A 19850-nucleotide genomic window follows, 5' to 3' on the forward strand; every position below is an offset into this window, starting at 1 on the left:
AAAATCCGTCTCAATCCACCACTAATGATGCTGAAGACGCTGCTCCAGCTCGGCGAGTCGCGCCTCCAACGCTCGGCGCTGTCTGAGCTCCTCCTCGGCACGCGCCTCGGCATCCTGTCTTGCCTGCTCGGCGGCTTGGCTTGCCTGCTTGGCCGCTTGTCGTGCCTGCTCGGCCTCCTGCCGCGCGAACTCCGCCTCCGCATGGCTGCGCAGCGGCTCGCCGGTGGCGGAGTCATGAAAGCGCAGTTGTCCCTCCTCTAACCGCAGATCCAGGCCGAGCACGGCGCTATGCATCAGCAGATCGGAGCCCGATCGCTCCTGCACGGGCAGCGGCCAATAATTGCGCTCGATGAGCTGCAAACCCTGTAAACGTGGTTCCAGATAATCCCCGGTCGGGTCGTACTGCCAGTATTCCTTCACCCCGAGCAAGGCATAGACACCGCGTTTGGCGCCTTGGTCCTCCGAATAGGTGCTCTTGGACGTGATCTCGAGCACGATGTCGGGTGCCTTGGGTTCCTACCACAGCTTGTAGGAGGCGCGATCATGCGATGGCGCACCCATCACCACGAAGACATCGCGCGCCACGACGGTCTTGGGATTGCCCTGCTCGTAATAGACGAACATGTTTCCAGACACATAGACATCCGGGCAGTCGCGGAAATGAATCCGCAGCGACTCGACCGCGTACATCAGCGGCTCGCGTTGAAAATCGCTCTCGGCAGCGAGTGAACTCGGATGTCGCGTGCTAAACCGCGCCGGCTCCAGCGGCCGTCAAGTCTGCCGAGACCGATCCCATCCAAAAACATCGCACACCGCGCTGGGCGCGGTTTAAGCCGTCAGCCGCGCATAAAGAACCGGGAGCTGCGCCGGAAGCTCGGTGGGCCGGCGGATGACGACATAGCCGCCGGTGCCGAAGAGGTGGGGGAGATAGTCGTTGCCGCGCTCGTCGATGGTGACGCAGAAGCAGGTCAGGCCGAGGGCACGGGCTTCCTGGACGGCGCGGCGGGTGTCTTCGATCCCGTAGCGGCCTTCGTAGCGGTCGAGGTCGTTGGGTTTGCCGTCGGAGAGGATCAGCAGGAGACGGCGGCCGCCCGGCTGCGCGGCGAGCAGGCGAGTCGAGTAGCGGATGGCGGCGCCCATGCGGGTGTAATAGCCGGGCTTGATGGCGGCGATGCGCCCGCGCACGCCGGCGCCGTGCGGCTCGTCGAAGTCCTTGAGACTGTGGATCCGCACCGGATCGCGACGACGCGAGGAAAATCCGAGCATGCCGAAGCGATCGCCGGTCGCTGCCAAGCTCTCGGCGAAGAGAAAGAGACTGTCGCGGATGACATCGATGACGCGTGCGCGGTCGTCCACCCAGGTGTCGGTCGAGAGCGAGAGGTCCGAGAGCAGTAGACACACCAGATCACGCGCCCCTTTGCGCATGTCGCGATAGAGTCCGTCGGCATGGGTGCCGGCCCCGGCATGGCGATCGGTGGCGAAACGCAGATAGGCGTCCAAGTCGATCTCCTGTCCGTCGGACTGGCCGCGCTGCCAAACCCGCGCCGGGGCGAGAGCCTGAAACTGATGACGCAGCCGATGGGCCGTACGGCGCAGGTGCTCGGGCAGCTCGCAGGGTGCCGCGTCCGCGGCGATGAGCGGGACCACGCGACACTGATTCGGGCACAGTGTGCCCTTTCGCCAGTCCCACTCGGGCAAGAGGATCCCCTCCGAGAGGACGAGGTCGTCCTCGGACTCGGCCGGCAGGTCCAGGTCGAACTTGAGACGCGCGCCGGATGCCTTACGGTCGCGCGCGACCGAGATGCGATCCAGATCGGCGGCGGCGGTGCGGGCGCGCTCGAGATCGTCCTCCTCGTCGGTCCCGCGGTCGACCTGGACATGCTCGCCCCAGGTGAGGATGTTCTCCATTCGGATCGTGATCAGCCCCTGGTCCTTCTCCGGCATGGCGACCCGCTCGGCACGTCGCCGACGGCGCTCGCCGAGCGACTCGACGGCGGCATCGCGATCGATGTCCTGCGACTCGCCGCCGGAGGGGTCCGACCAGGCGCCGGCCGGGAGCTCGGGATCGGGATGCAGCCAGAGGACGACCGGATACGGCGGACGGCGCGCCGCCGGGAGCCGCGCGACACTGCCGGGATCCTCCAGCGCAAGACGGATGGCCTCTTCGCGCGCACGCTCATCCGCCGGCAGGGCACGCGGATCCGGGCGCAGGTCGAGATGGGCATCGAGCAGCCGCCGGTAGCGCGGGCGCAGGCCCGGAAAACGCTCGAGCGTCCGGCGGGCCTGGTCCTGACTCTCGACGAGCCAATCTCGGGTCGGGCCTGTCTGCTGGGCCGCGAGCCCGGCGAGCCAGATGTAGAGATCGCGATTGAGCGCCCGCTCCGGGAAGAGGTCGATCCGGGCGGGCAGACGTAAGGAGCGCTCGTCGCGCCAGGCCAGCTCGACCTTTTCGTCGAGCCCGGCGAGTCGTTGCAGGAACCCGCGACGGGCCCCGTGTGCGCTCGCCTCGGCCGCTTCGACCTGGAGTCCGCCGTCGCCGCCCAGAGCACGGAAGAAGATCCCGATCGGGACGGCCACCTCTTCGAGCGTCACCGCCGCAAAGGGGTGCCGCCGCTCCGAGAGACGGGTGATGGCGCGATGCCAGAGTGCTCCGACTTGTTCTTCCATGTCGGCGGTCAGCGGATCCGGGAAAGGCGGTCGAGCCGCAAAGGCGCACGGGATGCGACGGTGTTCATGAGGTTCGAGCCGTCGCGTCGCCTGTCTGCGCGGTCCAGGACGGGCCCATCGCGTCGCTCGGTTTGTCTTGGTGTCTGTCGGGCCTGTGCCGTGACTCGGAAGGCAGGCCGGATTCCTGATTCGGCGTGCTCGGACGTCCGGTGACGACCGGCAACGCCTCCGCACCTTCGACCCAGCGCAACAGACTCTGCTGCGGGTCGCCGTGCTGGACCTGTGTGCAGGCCGAGATGCATTCGGCGCACTCGGTGCAGGTGAACATCTTGCGCTTGATCGTGCGCGGCTTCAGACGCATCGGACAGGCATGGTCGCAGGCGTTGTCGCAATCGGCGCAGGCGGCGGCGCGGCGGGTGTCGAAGCCGACCACCATGGCCCGATCGTTGGCCATCCAGGCGAGGCTCTGGAACAGGCCGACCGCGCAGACATAGCGGCAGAAGAAATGGCGCGCGAGCAGGAACTCGACCGTGAACGCGATCGTGGCCGCCGTCAGGAAGATGCTCTGGTTGCGGGTCAGGGTGCCGTTGAGCAGGTTGTGGTAGATCTCGAAGGGCGGCAGGAGATAGGTGAGCAGGGCCAGCGCCCAAAGGAAGGCGAAGCCGACCACGGCGAGCAGGGTCGGGATCCAGTACCAGCGGTTCCAATACGGAGCCGACGCCGGGGACTTCGCGCTCGGATCCTGCGCGCCGGTCACCGTCATCGGAATCGGACCGCGCAGCGGCGGCGGCAGGGTGCGGCGCTCCCAGATGCTGGGTTTGCCGGAGGCGCGGCGCATCAGGGCGTTGATCGTCTCGACGACAGAGAAATGCGGGCACAGCCAACCGCAGTAGAGACGCCCGTAGCGCCAAGCAATGAACAAGAAGAGCGCGGCACCGCCGAAAATCGGCAAGAAACCGCGGACGAAGAGGTTGAGCGTGGCGTCCCCGATCCCGGTACGACCAGCGAGAAAGTCCTCGATCCCGAGCGTCCAGTGCTGCCCGAACAGGATCGCGTGGCCGAGCGTCAGATCGATCCGAAAGAGATCCAGCGGCGGCGCCAGCAGGAAGAGCGAAAAGAAACCGACCTGAAACCAGGCACGCCGCTGTTGCAGCCGGGTTCTAGACATGGCGTTTTGCCTGAGGACACCCGCCCGGCAGCGGCGGCCCGACCAAGGGGTAGCGCCAGCATTGTCCAGCCAACGCCTTGGTCAGGCCGAAGACACCGAGCAGGACCAGCGTGGTGTGACAGACGATGAAATAGAGGATCACCAGCGTCCAGACATACATCGCACCGGCACCGGCAATCGCCATGACCGCGGAGATCACGATGATCAGGAGCACTCCGGCCCAGAGACTCGCGCGGACCGTTTGGTCCAGATGCGCGGCCGCCAGCGGTGCGCGACCCTCGCGCCCCCAAAACGCGAGCGCCAGCAGAAGCAGGAAGCCGATCCCGGGCAGGATCAGCAGGTTGGCGAGATACAACGACTCGGCGGCGATAGCGATCCGCTGACCTTCAGGCCGGGTACTCTTCATGAGGCTTCAACCGCTTTTAAAACGCGCCGACTCCAACGGTGGTCACTTCTACCGGGGCCGATCCCCTCCAAAGACATCGCATACCGCGCCGGGCGCGGTTTAAACGAGTGTCGCATCGATCACCTCCGCGAGTGCCGCGATGGTCTCGGCATCGTCGGTCAAGGGCTCGACCAGCGCGGCGAGACAGGCGTCGCGTGGGTCCATCCCGGCCTGGATCAGCGTCGCTGCGTAGACGAGCAGTCGGGTCGAGACGCCTTCCTCCAGATCGTGGTCCTTGAGTGCGCGCAGCGAACCGGCGATCCGCACCAGCAGCTCGGCCCATGCGCTCTCGATCCCGGTCTCTCCGATCAGGATCGCGACCTCCAGGCGTGGCTCGGGAAAGCCGAGCGTGACAGCAACGAAGCGCTGACGCGTGCTCGGTTTCATCCCCTTGAGCAGGTTCTGATAACCCGGGTTGTAGGAGACGACCAGCATAAATCCGGGCGGCACCTGCAGCGTCTCGCCGGTGCGCTCCAACGGCAGGATACGTCGATCGTCGGTGAGCGGATGCAGCACCACCGTGGTGTCCTTGCGCGCCTCCACCACCTCGTCGAGATAGCAGATGGCGCCCTCGCGCACCGCACGGGTGAGCGGACCATCGCTCCAGAAGGTCCCCTCGGCGCCGATCAGATGGCGGCCCACCAGGTCCGCCGCGGTCAGGTCGTCATGACAGGCGACGGTGTAGAGCGAGCGCTCCAAGCGCTCGGCCATATAGCGCACGAAGCGGGTCTTCCCGCACCCGGTTGGCCCCTTGATCATCACCGGCAGGCGGTTGTGGAAGGCGTATTCGAAGAGCGCGACCTCGCGGCCTTGCGGCTTGTAAAAGATCGACTCGCGCTGGGTCTCGCTCTGGGTCTCGGCGGACGCCTGCGCCGCATGACCGGCCATCGCGCCGGTGTTCGGAATCGAGATCGGACGAACGGCGTGTCTGGATGTCATCTGTGCTCAGCCGGCAAGTGTGAAGGCGATGGTGATCAGGGTTCCCGGGATCAACAGCCACAGGAGAATGACGAACCGCCAGGGTCCGCGTAGGCCCTTCAGACCCATGAAGAAATCGCCGATGAGCTGACCCTTGATCAAGGCAAAGCCCAGAACGAGCAGCGACAAGACCAAGGCCCTGCTTCCCGAGAGCAGATCGAAATGGCCGACGGCGAAGGTCACCAGCGTCAGCACGACGAGCAGCAGATAGACCCGTGTGCAGGGGCGCATCGCGGTTTGCGTGTTCATGACGGTGTTCATCGCATCACGTAGACCAAGGGGAAAAGGATGAGCCACACCAGATCGACCATATGCCAATAAACACCGCCGGTCTCCATGCCGGTATGCTCGCTCGCCGAGTAGGCGCCTTGGTGCGTCTTCAGCGCCACCGCCGCCAGAATCACCATGCCGAGCACCACATGCAGGAAATGGAAGAAGGTCAAGGAGAGATAAAACATATAGAAGGTGTTGCTGCTCAGCCGCACACCTTCGCCGAAGTGGTGGACATACTCCGCCGATTTAACGACCAGAAACAGGGCACCCATGGCCAGTGCGGCAAGCAGCCAACGGACGCTCGTTTTACGTTGATCCTCGCGGATGGCCGCAAGGGCACGCACCACAAAATAGCTGCTGGTAATCAGTGTAAGGGTGTTGATCAGCGCTGCGCCCTTATCGAGCGTAGCCTGGTATTCATTGAACATCGCCACGTCACCCATGCGGGCGAAGGCATAGGAGGCGAAGAAGATGGCGAAGACCGCCAGCTCGGCGAGGATAAAGATCCAAATCGCCAAATCACCCGGCGGGTAACGGACGGGCGGCGCTGCCGTGAGCGTTGCGGACATCGAGGGCTCTTGATCAGGTCGGATCGGGTCGGATCGGGCGTCGGCGGCCCTTGATTGCCCTGCATCCTAGCGGTGCGGTCGGATATCGGCTTTGATCGACATCAAATCGGGTTGCGGCCGGAGTCGGCCTCCGGGCGGGGTTTTCGGGACCGACGTGGACGTCTGTCCTCGGGGCGAGCACTCAACAACCACCGCCAAAGCCGGTGGGTCTGCGTCATGAGCTGAACGTCCGGATACGCATCGACTCGACGAGGCGCCTAAAACTCCACCTTGAATTCCGGCGCCGGGCCTCAGTGACTGGTCCCCGTCGACCCGCTGATCTTGTTGTGGACGTTGTACTTGCCCGACGGTTTGTTCATCGGCAGGCGTTTGACCTCCTCCAGCGTGGCCGCGTCGTAGATGACGAGTGCCCCGTTCGGGGCCGGCTCCGAGACACTGACCAGGGCGTATTTCCCGTAGCGGTCGAACTCCACATGCGCGGCGGTCAGGCCGGGCGAGGGGCGTAGCGTCTTGACGATCTCGAGCGTGCCCTTGTCGATCACATGCAGGGCATCCCGGTGCGGACCGAAGAAGACGTCCACCCAGGCGTAGGGCGACGCCTCGTGGCTGCGCATGAAGAATCCGGGGCCGAGCGTCTCGATCCGCGCGATGGTGTGCCAGTCGGTCATGTCGATGACGCTGACGCGCGACTCCTTCAGGTGCGGCGTGGCCAGCACCTGACGGCCTTGATACTCCCAGGTGATGCCGGAGCCCAGGTGCGGCATGCCGGCGAGGTCGAGGTCGGCGATCTTTCGGCGTGCGTCCAGATGCACCACCTGACCTTGATCGGCGTCGCGGGCGGCGCCGAGCACCAGCCGATAACTCGGGTCGAAGAAGAAATCGTCCAGATAGTCGGCCAGCAGGGTCCGTTGCACCGGGAAGCGGCCGGTCTGGCGGGCGGTGCCCTCGCCGAGCCGATAGTCGTGCATCGGCCCGTTGTAGACCGGCAGCGGATCATCGGCCAGCTTGATCTCCCAGATCTCGGGTATGTCCTTGAGTGCGGCGACGAAGCTGCTGCGCGGCGGGGCCGCATAGACGGCACTGACGCGCGAGCCGCGGCCGGAGTCGTCGACCACCGGGATCACATTCAACGGGGTTAGATCCTCGGCGCTCAGAATGACCAAGGAGTGCGGGAGATAGTTGGCCACCGCCACATAGCGACCATCGCCCGAGAGGGCCAGATTACGCGTGTTGATGCCTGCGCGGATCTCGGCGACCGACTGCAGGCTGTGGAGATCGAACTTGCTGATCCAGCCGTTGCGCGAGGCGAAATACACGAAGCGCCCATCGGGGGTGAATTTGGGGCCGCCGTGTAGTGCCGGGTGGGTCTGGAACCGATGGATGGGCTCGAGCCGATCGCCGTCGAGGATGGTGGCGTGATGATCGCCCAGCTCCACAACCACGAACAGGTTCAGCGCATCGGCGCCGTGAATCGGCTCCGCCGGAAGGTCGGCTGGATCGACGAGACGTCGGTGGCTGGCGAGGATGCGCTCGAGCGGCCAGGTGGGTGTCTGCTCCAACGGGGTGAGGATCAGGCCGGCGAGCGCATCCGCCATCGCAGGCTCCAGCGCACCGGAGAAGCCCGGCATCTGGGTCGCGGGCCGACCCGCGAGGATGGTCGCGCGTGCGTCCTCCGGGGTGAGTCGGCCGAGCGTTTCCGGGATGAGCGCCGGCCCCATGCCGCCGAGTCGGTCCGCGCCGTGACACTGGGCGCAGACGCTCGCGTAGATGCCTGCGGCGTCCGGGGTCGGAGACGGGACAGGTGCAGAGGCGGGTAACGGCGCAGGCGTCTCTGCGTCGGCGGCTTGTGCGGGCTGCGCCGGTGCCAATGAGAGCGCCAGAGCCAGGCAGAGGCCGAGCCGGACCAAAGGCCGTGTAATCCTCGACGCAGTGACGGATCGGGATGTCATGCCGCGTTCCTCGCGACGTCCCGATCGCCGGTCGATGCGGGTCGCAGGCCAGGGGCCTCGCCGAAGGTCTCGGCGATCTCCGCGTCGGTCAGATAGCAGCCCGGGTCCTCGCTCCAGGGATCGCCGGTGAGGCGCCAGGCACGCGTGCGGCTGTTGCCTGCGCAGATGTCGAGATGGCTGCAAGTGGCGCAGCGGCCTTTGAGCGGGCGCGGGTGCTGCTTGAGTCCGTCCATCAGGGGGTCAGAGCGATCGTCCCAGATGACGCCGAAGGGGCGCTCCTTGACGTTGCCGAGGCTGTAGTCCCACCACATGGTGTCCGGATGCACCCGGCCTTCGTTGTCGATGTTGGCGATATTCACGCCCGAGGCATTGCCGCCCCAGCGACGCAGCATGGTGCGCAGCCGCGGCAGCGCATCGGGCTGCCGGCGCGCCGCCCAGTGCAGCAGATAGACCGCGTCGGCATCGTTGTTGCCGGTGACGATCTCGCGCCGACGTCCGGCGCGCACATCCGCCCAGCAGGTCTCGAACAAGAGATCCATCGCCTCGCGCGTCAGCCGGTGGTGCGGGTCGTCACCCCGGTTGCGATAGCCGCGACCGGCATAGTTGAGGTGCGAGAGATAGAACTTGTCGATGTCTTCTTCGTCCATCAGACGCAGCAGCTCCGGCAGCTCGGCGGCGTTGTCGCGCGTCAGTGTGAAGCGCAGACCCACCTTCAGGCCGGCCGTGCGACAGTCGCGCAGTCCCTGCAGTGCGGCTGCGAAGGCGCCCTCCCGGCGGCGGATGCGGTCATGGGTCTCGCGCAGACCGTCGAGACTGATGCCGACATAGTCGAAGCCGGTCGCGGCGATCTCCGCGAGGCGCGCCGCATCGATCAGCGTGCCGTTGCTCGACAGACCGACGTAGAAGCCAAGCGCCTTGGCGCGGCGGGCGATGGCGAAGATGTCCGGATGCAGCAACGGCTCCCCACCCGAGAGGATGAGCACGCGCACGCCGTAGGCGTGCAGGTCGTCCATCACGCGGTCGATCTCGGCGCGGTCGAGCTCGCCGGGGAAGTCCTTGTCGGCCGAGGTGGCGTAACAATGGCGACAGGTCAGATTGCAGCGTCTGACCAGATTCCAGATGACGACAGGGCCGGTTTGGCCGGCAGATGCCGTCGGCTGCGCGGGCCGAGTCCCGGCATCCGTCCCCGGGCGCAGTGCGTGAAGATAGCGGCTCAGACGAAACATGGTGTCGGGATCCGGTCGATCACTTGGGGTTGACGGGTCGGCCTAGCCTGCCCAACGCAGACCGGTCTTCTTGAGCACGGCGGTGCTGAAGAGCGTGGCGTGGGCGCGGCTCTCCGCGCCGATCTCATCGACGAGGCGCGCCACACGGGCCTCGACCTCCTCGCGCCCCCGGCCATGCACCATCGCAAACAGGTTATAGGGCCAGAGCGGCGGATGCCGGGGACGCCGGTAACAATGGGTCACCTCCTCGCGCGCGCCGAGCCGGCGTCCGACCTGCTCGACCCGATCGTCCGGGACATCCCACACCGTCATTCCGTTGCCGCGCAGGCCGAGCTTGTAGTGGTTGGGCACCGCGCCGATGCGCCGGACGGCGCCGCTCGCGAGCAGCTCCGCGAGCCGTGCGAGCAGGGTCTGCTGATCGGTGCCGATCTCCTCGGCGATGGCCGCATAGGGCTCGGGGACCAAGGGCAGGCCGGCCTGGGTGCTCGCGACAATGGCGCGATCGAGCCTGTCCGGCGGCCGCGCCGGGGCGAATGGTCGCGGCTCGACCCGCCGGATCCCCACCGCACCCTCGGCATCGAGATGCAGGTTGAACCCCAGATGGAAGGATTCGAGCTTCGGAAAGTCGTGCACCGGCAAGCCGGTCTCGCGCTCGATGGTCCGGATGGCGTCATCGCGCGCCGCCGTGCCCTCGGTGGCGAGCACGAACCACATGTTGAGCGGATGCTCGCGCCGGTAGTTGTGCGCAACCTCCTCGAGGGCGTTGACCTGCTCGGCGACGCGCGCGAAGTCGACCTCGGGCACCGCCAGCGCGGCCAGCGTGAAACAGCCGCCGAGCCGCTCGGCATCGAACAGAGGACCGAATCGGCTCAACCAACCCTCGTCGCAGAGTCGCCGGATACTCTGGATCAGGGTGGTCTCGTTCGTGCCGAGCTCGGCCGCGACGCCGTGGAAAGGACGCTCGACCAACGGGAAACCACCCTGAAACCGGTTGATGAAGGCGCGCTGCAGCGGGTCGAGTCCGCTCATGCCGGTACCTCCATCCGGGCGCGGGCCGCCGGACGCCGGGCCGGAGCCCGCGTCGAGGACGGCCGCTCGCCGTAAGATGCGCCGCGCTGCTTGAAACAGCGCAGGCTGAACAGGACCGCCGAGTCGATCTCGGCGAGTCCGCACTGCTGTTTGATCTCCTCGACCTGCGCGAGCACGGTCGCACGGTCGCGGCCGTGGATCATCGTAAACAATGTATAGGGCCACTCCGGAGGGCGCGCCGGGCGGCGATAGCTCAGCGTCACGCAGGCGAAGCGCCCCAAACAGCGCCCGACCTCGGCGACCCGCGCCTCCGGCAGTGCCCAGACCACCATGGCGTTCGACCCGTAGCCGAGCGCACGGTGGCGCACCACCACGCCGAGGCGCTTGATGGTGTCGTCGGCGAGCAGCCGCCCGATCCGCGTGATCACCTCGGACTCGTCGAGCCCAAGCGTCTCGGCCACCATGGCATAGGGGCGGGGGCAGAGCGGCAGCCCCTGCTGGATGACCGCGAGGAGATCCCGATCGATCGCGGAGCGACGACCTGAAGGGCCGGAAGGACTGTTTGAGTGATTCATGTCCATTGCAGTCTGAACCCAAGGTCGATGTGGTATTCCTCGAGCATCGGCAGATCCATGACCGGGATCCCGGTGCGCGACGCGATCTCCTCGAGCACGACGCGCAGTCGATCCGCATCCGGCGCGGTCAGCACGAACCAGAGATTGAACGTGTGCTCGCGCTCGTAGTTGTGATTGACCTCGGGATAACCGCTGACCACGGCGGCGACCGCCTCCAGACGCTCGGGGGCGACACGCATCGCGGCCAGGGTGCTCACGCCCGCGCGGCCCGGGCGCACGACCGGGCCGACGCGGCTGACGATGCCGGCCCGGCACAGAGACTCGAGCCGTGCGATCACCTCGGCCTCGCTGATCCCGAGCTGCTCGGCGATCTCGCGATAAGGTCGCGGCGTGAGCGGGAAGCCCTGCTGAAAATCATCGAGCAGGCGCCGGTCGAGTGCATCGAGCACAGGTGCGCGGATCGCATCGGGCGCCGGCGAGGGCGACGGGCCGGTCGGCTGCCTGCTCATAGTCCGATCCGGTGCGCGCGGGCGCTCAGAAAGATCCCGCTCGGCTTGTCCGCCGGGATGGTGGCCACGGGGGCAAGGGTCGCGGTGTCGTAGACCTGCACCTGGTCGCGATCGCGCACCGAGACCCAGACCTCCTCTCCGCGCGGCTCGAACTCCATGTGCAACACGCCGGGACCGGGCTCCAGGGACTGGACGACGGCGTTCGTCTCGGTGTCGATGACCTGGACGATGTGGTTGTGCGGCAGTGCAAAGTTGACCCACACCTGACGCCCGTCCGGTCGGGCCATGACGAACACCGGCTGACCGGCGACCGGGATCTGCCCGACCTGCTGCCAGGTGTCCAGATCCACGACCAGCACCGCGTGGTGACCGACCGCCGGGATGAAGGCCCGACGACCGGCGACGGCCCAGCCTTCCAGATGCGGCATCTTGTAGACGGGCAGCGCTTCCTCGCCACGGCCGTAGCCGCCGAGGATGCGCCGCACGCCGGCCTGCGGATGCCAAAGATCGAGCATGGCGAGCCCGTCCTCGCCGAACAGCCCGGCGATGTAATACCGCCCGTCCGGGGTCAGCAAGGCATCGTAGGGGTTGGTGCCGATGTCGGTGAACCGCTGAATCGCGGGTTCGGCGGGATCGCTCAGGTCGGCGATCCAGATCTCGCCGGCGTCCCAAAGGCTGAAGACGAAGCGCTGACCGGGGGCGTCGACCAGGCCGATCACCTTCGAGCGTGCGCCGTCGTCGCCGTACGTCGCCGGGATGTCGGCGACCGGCGCCAGTGTGGCTGCATCAAAGATCCGCACGCCGCCTGGCTCGTAGTTGGCGACGGCCACCAGGCGGCCGTCCTGCGAGATGGCCCCGCCGATACTGTTGCCGGCCTGCTCCGTCCGGCCGACCAGACGGGCGGTCAAGAGGTCGACCTTGGAGAGTCCGCCGTCCCGCCCAAACACGAATGCATAACGCCCGTCGCGCGAGAAGACGACCGATGCATGCGACAGATCGCCCAGATCGGTGATCCGGCCGATCGCGTGGTTGCCGCTGGTCTCGATGATCTGCACCGAGCCGGCCGCCCGCTCGATGACCACGCCCAGATCGCCGGTGCCGCGCTCCGCGGCGTCCACCGGCAGGCTCGGCGCCAAGCTCAGCACCGGCACAAGCACCAGTACCGCGAGCATCGAGGGCCAGCGCGTCGGCGGCCTCCGACCTGTCCACAAGGCGATCATGGCACATCCCCCTTGAGTGTCTGCGCCAGCCAGGCCGCATCCGCCGGCGAGAGCAGCGGATGCCATGGCGGCATGGCGGTCCCCGTCTGACCATGCAGGATGACGGAGGCCAGGTATTCAACCGGCTTGTTCGCCAGGGTTTCCGACAACAGCGGTGGACCCAACCCGCCCAACAGCTTGAGTCCGTGACAGGAGCCGCAGTCCTGCACCAGTAGATGCCGTAACTGGGCTTGTCGCTCGGGCGTCGGCGGATCGACGCCATCGACCGTGCTCGGATCGGCAGCCAAACCGCCCGAGAAGACAGCAAGCAGCAAGAGGGGCTTCGTAAGGGTCAATGATCGAGCCATGATCCCACCTCCATCGGACCGCGCTCGGCGCACCAGTCAGGCGCGATTCGCTCCGAGCCGGGACGCGCCCTTCGACGTCGGCGCAGCGCGGCCGAGCACAAGAAATAGAGACTCGAACCGCGTCGCGGACAGGGTGCGTCGATCGCCCGGACGCCGATCGACGCACCTCGCCGTCGGATGGCTCCGAACGCGGCTCGACCCGGCTCAGTAGACGTCGTGCACGGTGTTGTAGACGTTGAACTTGCCGGTCGGCGTCACGATCCGCGGATCGTTGATGACCTTCTTCAGGCTGAGTGTCTTGTCGTCCAACACGACCAACGCCGATGACTGGTCCTGGTTGTTCCAGACCGAGAACCAAACCTCGTCGCCCGCCTGATTGAACTCGGGCTGCACCACCCGCTTCGGGCCTTCGCCGAGATCCGCCCATTCCGCGATCGGCAGCACCTTGTAAGGCGCGCTCAGGTCGTCGATGTCGAAGACCGCGATGCTCTGCGCCAGCTTCTCGACCGAGTTCAGCGCGGTGTCGACATAGAGATGGCGCGAGTTGGGATGGGTCTTGATGAAGAGCGATCCCCCGCCCTGGCCTTGCAGCGTGCGCACCACCTTCCAGGCCGAGTCCGGGTGTCCTTGCGGATCGGTCCCGATCAGGCTGACCGAGGCGTCGCCGAGATGGCTGGTCGCCCACACCGGTCCGAACTCGGGATCGACGAAGTTCGCGCCGCGCCCGGGGTGCGGAGTGGCGCCGACATCGACCACGGCGGCAAGCCGTTGCTCCTGCGAGTCGACGACGACGATCTTGTTGGATTTGTTCGCGGCGGTCATGAAATAACGCCGTGAGGCATCCCAGCCGCCATCGTGCAGGAAGGGCGCTGCTGCGATCTCGGTGATCTTGAGATTGGCGAGATCCTCGTAGTTCACCAGCAGGACCTTGCCGGTCTCCTTGACGTTGACGATGAACTCGGGGTGCGCATGCGAGGCCACGATGGCCGCAACGCGCGGCTCGGGATGATATTCCTGCGTGTCGACCGTCATGCCGCGGGTCGAGACGATCTTGAGCGGCTCGAGGGTATCGCCGTCCATGATGACGAACTGCGGCGGCCAGTAGGTTCCGGCGATCGCGAGCTTGTCTTCCGAGCCCTTGTGCTTGGAGGTCTCCACCGAGCGGGCCTCGAGCCCGACCTTGATCTCGGCGACGGTGGCCGGGTTTTCCATCCAGAGGTCGATCAGGTTGACCCGCGCATCGCGTCCGATCACGAACAGATAGCGTCCGGAGGCCGACAGGCGCGAGATGTGGACCGCATAGCCGGTCGGGATGACGGACACGATCTCCTTGGTGTCGCCGTCGATCAAGGCGATCTTGCCGGCGTCGCGCAGCGTGACCGAGAACAGATTGCTCAGATTGAGATCATTCATCTGTTTGGTGGGCCGCTGTTCCGGCGGCACGAGCAACTGCCAGGTCGCCTTCATCTCGGCGACGCCGAACTCGGGGGGCTGCGGCGGCTCATGTTGCAGATAGCGCGCCATCAGGTCGATCTGCTCGGCGGTCAGGTTGCCCGAGGTGCCCCAGTTCGGCATACCCGCCGGCGAGCCGTAGGTGATCATCGCGCCGAGGTAAGGGGTTCCGAGCTGCCGGGTGATGTCCGTGGTGAGCGGCTTGCCGGTCGCGCCCTTGCGCAGCACGCCATGACAGCCGGCGCAACGCTGAAAGAAGATCTCTTTGCCCTGGTTGAATTCATCGACCGTCATCGGCGGTCCGTCGCCGGTGATCATGTCCTTGGTGGTCGTCGGGTCGACGCCGCTCGGAGCCCCTTCGTACTTCAATTCGCTTCCGGCGTGACCGGCGGGCGTCTCGGTTTCGGCGAGTGCCATGCCGGTCGCGACGCCGGAGAGTGCAAGCAACAAACCGACTTGGATACGCTTGGGTATCGTCATCCTGTACCTCTTGCCTGTATCGGGCTGTAGTCGAGAAGCGTCGCGGTAAAACAACTATAGTTCGCGCGGTCTTCTCAACCTTGACCTGAATCAAATCGAATTCGGGCCGTTTGACCGCCTGTATTGGATCACGAGACAGCCTCACGCGACGATTGCTGCAAGATGCATCGCGTCCAAGGGCATTTCTGATCATACTGCGCCATCACATCGATAGCCGGCCTATCGGAAACCCTTTTCGGCGTGAGCGAGGCCATTTCAGGAGACCGGCAGGCCGGAGAGGTTTCCCGTTCCGAGATCATCCATGTCGACGACACGCCTGACCGCTAAACCATCACCCGGTCGATCGCCCGCAAGAGCGCCTGCGGGCTCGCCCCCACAACCCGTGACCCTCGAGGATGCCTTTCGTTATTGGCTCAAGCTCGGCTTCATCAGCTTCGGCGGACCGGCCGGACAGATCGCGATGATGCATACCGAGCTGGTGGAGCGGCGCCGTTGGATCAGCGAGCATCGTTTCCTGCATGCGTTGAACTACACCATGGTGCTGCCCGGCCCGGAGGCGCAGCAGCTCGCGACCTATATCGGCTGGCTGATGCACGGCACGCTCGGCGGCATCATGGCGGGCGTCCTTTTCGTGCTGCCGTCGCTCGCAATCCTGATCGCGCTGACCTTCGTCTATCTGGCGTACGGCGACCTTCCGGTCGTCGCGGGCATCCTCTACGGCATCAAACCGGCGGTGACGGCGATCGTGGTGTTCGCGGCCTGGCGCATCGGGTCCAGAGCGCTGCGCAACGGCGCACTCTGGGCAATCGCCGCAGCAGCCTTCGTCGCCATATTCGCGCTGAACGTGCCTTTTCCGGCGATCGTGCTCGGCGCGGGCCTGATCGGCTATCTGGGCGGGCGGATCGCGCCGGATCGATTCAAGACCGGCGGCGGACATGGGTCCGGCAGCGGCGACTATGGTCCGGCGATCATCAACGACAACACGCCGCTGCCGGCGCGCGCTCGCTTCTCTTGGCGGCAGACCTTGGGCTACGCCCTGGTCGGACTCTCGCTCTGGGGTCTGGTCGAGGGCCTACTCTGGCTCGGCTTCGGTTGGCAAGGAACGCTGACCCAGATGGGCTGGTTCTTCACCAAGGCGGCGTTCGTCACCTTCGGCGGTGCCTACGCGGTGCTGCCTTATGTCTATCAGGGCGGGGTCGAGACCCACGGCTAGCTGACCGGGACCCAGATGATCGACGGTCTGGCGCTGGGCGAAACCACCCCCGGACCGCTCATCATGGTGGTCGCCTTCGTCGGCTTCGTGGGTGCCTGGACCAAGGAGATCTTCGGACCCGATGCCCTGCTGCTCGCCGGGATCGCAGGGGCGAGTGTAGCCACCTTCTTTACCTTCCTGCCGTCGTTCCTCTTCATCCTGATCGGTGCCCCGGCAATCGAAGCGACGCGGCATGATCTGACGTTCACCGCGCCGTTGACCGGCATCACCGCAGCCGTCGTCGGCGTCATCGTCAATCTGGCGGTGTTCTTTGCCTGGCATGTCCTCTGGCCCGAGGGCAGCGCGGCGGCGCCGTTCGACGGACCCTTCGAGTGGTTCTCGCTGGTGCTCGTGATCGCGGCTTTCGTCGCCTTGTGGCGATTCAAGGTCGGCGTCATCCCGGTGATCGCGGCCTGCGCACTGGCGGGACTGGGTTACTCGCTCCTGCGTTAAACCGCGCCCGGTGCAGTATGTGTAATTTGCTGGACTGGTTTGACCGTGCCAGCTCTGACGACTGTTGGAGTTGGCGCGGTTTAAAGTACTAAAAATATCAAACTCTAAACCGCGTCTCACCGGGATCGAGGATGTCTCCGATGCCAAACGCACATTGAAAACGACGCATGTCGCTCTAGACGCGGTTTAGTCCGGCCGCGGCCGTGGATCAGCGCTCCGGATCAAGCTCGCGCACGACCCGAAAGCCCATGTCGTCGCTGGAGCCGGTCGGGAAGTCCCGCCACCGATTCGCCGAGCGCACCTCGCGGGGCGGAAAGCTCCAACTGCCGCCGCGATAGACCCGCTGACCACAGCCCGCGGGATTCTCATGGGCGCTCCCGTCGGCAGGCGCCTTCGCGAAGGTCTCCGCGAAGCAATCGGCGACCCATTCGAAGACATTGCCCGCCGTGTCGTAGAGGCCGAAGGGGTTGGGTTGAAAGGAGCCGACCGGCGCCGTCTCGTAACCGTCCCACGCACTGCCGCAACCGGCGCAATTGGCGAGATCCACACCGAGGTCATCGCCCCACCAGAAACGCGTGTCGGTCCCGGCGCGCGCGGCATACTCCCATTCAGCGTCGGTCGGCAGTCGGTAGACGCGGCCCGTTTGCTCGCTCAGCCACCGGGTGTAAGCGACGGCGTCGTTCCAGGTCACGTTGACGACCGGGCGCCGACCCCGGCCCCAGCCGGAGTCGTCCGGCTTGACGCGGCCCGTCGCGTCGCAGAAGGCATCGAATTCATCGAAGGTGACCTCGTAGACCCCGATCGCGAACGGCCTCGAGAGGATCACATCGGTCGGAGGTTTTTCGTCGACATCCGTGCTGTTTCCCTGCAGATCGCCGCGTACAAAGCGGCCTGACGGCAGGGCCATAAGCTCCGGAGCCAGCCCGCCGCCGGCGAGCGAATCGCGCAGCGGTTCGGGCGGACGCGCAGGCGAATGCCGGTCGATATCGCCGGGCGGCTCGACCGATGAATGGACGCTCGAGCAAAAGGATGTCAGCAAGAGTGCCGTCGACAGGGGCATGCGCTTCATCGACCTGTTCTCGAGGGTGATCGAAGGGCGAAAGCCGGCAACGGCTTGGCCCTTCGAAGGGCACTACCAAGTCAGGGTTTGCGTATCGTCTTTGAAGAGTGCGCCGCCGGTCAGATCGGGGTTGCCGACCTGAGCACCGGGGATGAGATCGGCCTCGGCGACGCCGTAGTGCTTCATGCACATGGGACACACGAGCACCAGGGCGCCCTTGTCGATCATCGCGGCCAGTTTCTCTTGGTGCTCGCCGAAGGTCGCGGCATTCGCCTTCGCGCCGATGAAGACACCCTTGTCGTTGAGGAAGATGGTCAAGGGGTGGCCGCGTTCGAGCTGATTCTTCCCGAAGCTGATGCCCATGTTCGCGCGGTGCGGGTCATCGGTGGTCAGATTGATGAAGAGCGGATCGTCGTCGCTCGCCAGGACGGGCGCCATCAGGCCGCCGGCGGTCAAGGCGAAGGCCACGAGAAGCGTGGACAAAAGACGCATAGCGATGTCCTCGAGGTTGTGGTTGGTATGGTCGTCGCGATCCCGGTGATCGTTGGATCGGCAAGGGACCCGAGCACCGCGTCGAAAAGGTGATCGGGTCGAAGCAGCGTAACCCGAGAAGACGTCGCCCCGAAAGGTGTTCGGAAGCCGATTCAGCATCGGCCTCGACGTGCCGCAGCCGGCTGGCTGCGGCACGTCGCGCTCGGCATAGACCTAGCGTCCGGGGCCGAATCGGGGCCGGATTGTCGCGACCGGCCCCGCTCTGCACACCGTGACTCAGACGGCCGCCGGACTCGGTTGCACCTTACCGGCATCGATCGCCTGCGGGTGCTTGGCATCGTGCGCCGCGACGAAGAAGGACGCGATGTAGGTGCCCAAACCGCCCAGGAAGACGAGCCCGGAGATCACCCGCAGCCAATAGAAGAGAGCGATCTTGTCCTGCACCACCATGAAGGGCAGAGGCGTCTCCGTGTAGCGTTGCAGGAAGATCTGAAGAATACCCGCCGCGGTGAGGAACAGCGTAATGAACACCATGGAGACACTCATGAGCCAGAAGGCCCACATCTCCAGGATCTGCGAGCGCATGCTGTTGGCCTCCCGGCCATTCAGGAGCGGCATGGCGTAGGAGATCATGGTGATGTTGATCAGCACATAGGCCCCGTAGAAGGCGAGATGCCCATGGGCGGCCGTGATTTGCGAACCGTGGGTGTAGAAGTTCACCGGCGCCAAGGTATGCAGGAAGCCCCAGACGCCTGCGCCGAGGAATGCGAGCACCGCGGTGCCGAGCGCCCAGAGGACGGCAGCCTTGTTCGGGTGATTGCGCCGACGTTGGTTGACCATGTTGAAGGCGAACACCGTCATCATGAAGAAGGGCAAGGGCTCGAGTGCCGAAAAGATGGAGCCCCACCATTGCCAGTACTCGGGCGGACCGATCCAATAGAAGTGGTGTCCGGTGCCGATGATGCCGGTGATCAAGGCCATGGCGATGATGATGTAGAGCCACTTCTCGACCACCTCGCGATCCACGCCGGTCGTCTTGATCAGCACGAAGGCGAGCATGGCCCCCATGATGAGCTCCCAGACGCCCTCGACCCACAGATGCACCACCCACCACCAGTAGAACTTGTCGAGCACCAGGTTGGTCGGGTTATAGAAGGAGAAAAGGAAGAAGAACGCCAGACCGACCAGACCGATCAGCATGACCAGACTCACGACCGTCTTGCGTCCCTTGAGCACCGTCATGCCGATATTGAACAGGAAGGCGAGCGCGACGATCACGATACCGACCTTGGTGATCGTGGGTTGCTCCAGGAACTCGCGCCCCATGGTCGGCAGGATATCGTTCCCGGTCATCTCAGCCAGGCGCGCGTAGGGGACTGCCAGATAGCCGATCACCGTCAGGGCTGCGGCGATCAGGAAGATCCAGAACATCACGAGAGCCAGCCAGGGGGCATACAGCTCGCGCTCGCTTTCCTCCGGTATCAGGTAGTAGGCCGCGCCCATGAAACCCATCAACAGCCACACGATCAGCGTATTGGTGTGAACCATGCGGGCGACATTGAAGGGGATTTCCGGGAAGAGAAAATCACCCACGACATACTGGATACCGAGAATGATCCCGAAGATCACCTGGGCGAGAAAGAGTCCGATCGCCGCAATAAAGTACGGCTTGGCGACGGCTTGAGATTTATATTTCATCGAATGGA

The 19850-nt window shown here is 65.4% G+C and carries 18 protein-coding genes and 2 pseudogenes; 1 reads left to right on the forward strand and 19 read right to left on the reverse strand.

All coding sequences use genetic code 11. The annotated features are described in order from the left end of the window. Positions 1 to 21: 21 nt before the first annotated feature. From BLV04_RS10915 to BLV04_RS10980, 16 genes and pseudogenes are all read right to left on the reverse strand, one after another. Positions 22 to 501 (reverse strand): annotated as a pseudogene (locus tag BLV04_RS10915) (Uma2 family endonuclease); the annotation flags it as partial. Between the two features lie 15 nt (positions 502 to 516). Beyond that, a complete protein-coding gene (locus BLV04_RS25270) occupies positions 517 to 690 on the reverse strand; it encodes a hypothetical protein (protein WP_217633688.1) in 174 nt (57 codons plus the stop codon). 138 nt (positions 691 to 828) lie between these two features. After that, positions 829 to 2667: a nitric oxide reductase activation protein NorD gene (locus tag BLV04_RS10920; protein WP_093031464.1), complete on the reverse strand. Its 1839-nt coding sequence runs from the start codon at positions 2665 to 2667 to the stop codon at positions 829 to 831. Positions 2668 to 2731: 64 nt separating this feature from the next. Continuing rightward, positions 2732 to 3835, reverse strand: a complete 1104-nt coding sequence (locus BLV04_RS10925; protein ID WP_093031467.1) for a 4Fe-4S binding protein — start codon at positions 3833 to 3835, stop codon at positions 2732 to 2734. Further along, the gene (locus tag BLV04_RS10930; RefSeq protein WP_093031469.1) at positions 3828 to 4241 is read right to left on the reverse strand and encodes a magnetosome magnetite crystal formation protein family; all 414 of its coding nucleotides are present in this window, start codon (positions 4239 to 4241) and stop codon (positions 3828 to 3830) included. The genes BLV04_RS10925 and BLV04_RS10930 overlap by 8 nt, the downstream gene beginning before the upstream one ends. Before the next feature lie 99 nt (positions 4242 to 4340). Next, on the reverse strand, positions 4341 to 5219 hold the full coding sequence (locus BLV04_RS10935) for a CbbQ/NirQ/NorQ/GpvN family protein (protein WP_281241835.1): 879 nt from the start codon (positions 5217 to 5219) through the stop codon (positions 4341 to 4343). A gap of 6 nt (positions 5220 to 5225) precedes the next feature. Then, the gene (locus BLV04_RS10940; RefSeq protein WP_093031472.1) at positions 5226 to 5507 is read right to left on the reverse strand and encodes a cytochrome C oxidase subunit IV family protein; all 282 of its coding nucleotides are present in this window, start codon (positions 5505 to 5507) and stop codon (positions 5226 to 5228) included. Between the two features lie 8 nt (positions 5508 to 5515). Then, positions 5516 to 6100: a cytochrome c oxidase subunit 3 family protein gene (locus tag BLV04_RS10945; protein ID WP_093031475.1), complete on the reverse strand. Its 585-nt coding sequence runs from the start codon at positions 6098 to 6100 to the stop codon at positions 5516 to 5518. Between the two features lie 290 nt (positions 6101 to 6390). Further along, the gene (locus BLV04_RS10950) at positions 6391 to 8049 is read right to left on the reverse strand and encodes a nitrite reductase (RefSeq protein WP_093031478.1); all 1659 of its coding nucleotides are present in this window, start codon (positions 8047 to 8049) and stop codon (positions 6391 to 6393) included. Continuing rightward, a complete protein-coding gene (gene nirJ, locus BLV04_RS10955; protein WP_093031481.1) occupies positions 8046 to 9275 on the reverse strand; it encodes a heme d1 biosynthesis radical SAM protein NirJ in 1230 nt (409 codons plus the stop codon). The genes BLV04_RS10950 and nirJ overlap by 4 nt, the downstream gene beginning before the upstream one ends. A gap of 42 nt (positions 9276 to 9317) precedes the next feature. After that, positions 9318 to 10304, reverse strand: coding sequence for a siroheme decarboxylase subunit beta (gene ahbB / locus BLV04_RS10960; RefSeq protein WP_093031485.1), 987 nt, complete (start codon positions 10302 to 10304; stop codon positions 9318 to 9320). Continuing rightward, a complete protein-coding gene (ahbB, locus tag BLV04_RS24400) occupies positions 10301 to 10879 on the reverse strand; it encodes a siroheme decarboxylase subunit beta (protein ID WP_139191907.1) in 579 nt (192 codons plus the stop codon). Before ahbB (BLV04_RS24400) ends, ahbB (BLV04_RS10960) begins: the two co-directional genes overlap by 4 nt. Then, the gene (locus BLV04_RS24405; RefSeq protein ID WP_139191908.1) at positions 10876 to 11388 is read right to left on the reverse strand and encodes an AsnC family transcriptional regulator; all 513 of its coding nucleotides are present in this window, start codon (positions 11386 to 11388) and stop codon (positions 10876 to 10878) included. Before BLV04_RS24405 ends, ahbB (BLV04_RS24400) begins: the two co-directional genes overlap by 4 nt. Continuing rightward, positions 11385 to 12608, reverse strand: coding sequence for a cytochrome D1 domain-containing protein (locus BLV04_RS10970; protein WP_281241836.1), 1224 nt, complete (start codon positions 12606 to 12608; stop codon positions 11385 to 11387). Before BLV04_RS10970 ends, BLV04_RS24405 begins: the two co-directional genes overlap by 4 nt. Further along, positions 12605 to 12955, reverse strand: a complete 351-nt coding sequence (locus tag BLV04_RS10975) for a c-type cytochrome (protein WP_093031488.1) — start codon at positions 12953 to 12955, stop codon at positions 12605 to 12607. The genes BLV04_RS10970 and BLV04_RS10975 overlap by 4 nt, the downstream gene beginning before the upstream one ends. 204 nt (positions 12956 to 13159) lie before the next feature. Continuing rightward, positions 13160 to 14887, reverse strand: coding sequence for a nitrite reductase (locus tag BLV04_RS10980; RefSeq protein ID WP_093031491.1), 1728 nt, complete (start codon positions 14885 to 14887; stop codon positions 13160 to 13162). 301 nt (positions 14888 to 15188) lie between these two features. Here BLV04_RS10980 and chrA point away from each other — a divergent pair. Further along, positions 15189 to 16592: pseudogene (gene chrA, locus BLV04_RS10985) on the forward strand (chromate efflux transporter). A 208-nt stretch (positions 16593 to 16800) separates the two neighbouring features. On the opposite strand, the gene BLV04_RS10990 reads toward chrA, so the two are convergent. The 3 genes from BLV04_RS10990 to BLV04_RS11000 form a co-directional block, all read right to left on the reverse strand. After that, positions 16801 to 17661, reverse strand: coding sequence for a formylglycine-generating enzyme family protein (locus BLV04_RS10990; RefSeq protein WP_093031494.1), 861 nt, complete (start codon positions 17659 to 17661; stop codon positions 16801 to 16803). A 63-nt stretch (positions 17662 to 17724) separates the two neighbouring features. Further along, positions 17725 to 18144, reverse strand: a complete 420-nt coding sequence (locus tag BLV04_RS10995) for a DsrE family protein (protein ID WP_093031882.1) — start codon at positions 18142 to 18144, stop codon at positions 17725 to 17727. A gap of 276 nt (positions 18145 to 18420) precedes the next feature. After that, positions 18421 to 19842: a cbb3-type cytochrome c oxidase subunit I gene (locus BLV04_RS11000; RefSeq protein WP_093031497.1), complete on the reverse strand. Its 1422-nt coding sequence runs from the start codon at positions 19840 to 19842 to the stop codon at positions 18421 to 18423. Between the last annotated feature and the right edge of the window lie 8 nt (positions 19843 to 19850).

The organism is Thiocapsa roseopersicina (assembly GCF_900106925.1).
GTDB lineage: Bacteria > Pseudomonadota > Gammaproteobacteria > Chromatiales > Chromatiaceae > Thiocapsa > Thiocapsa roseopersicina.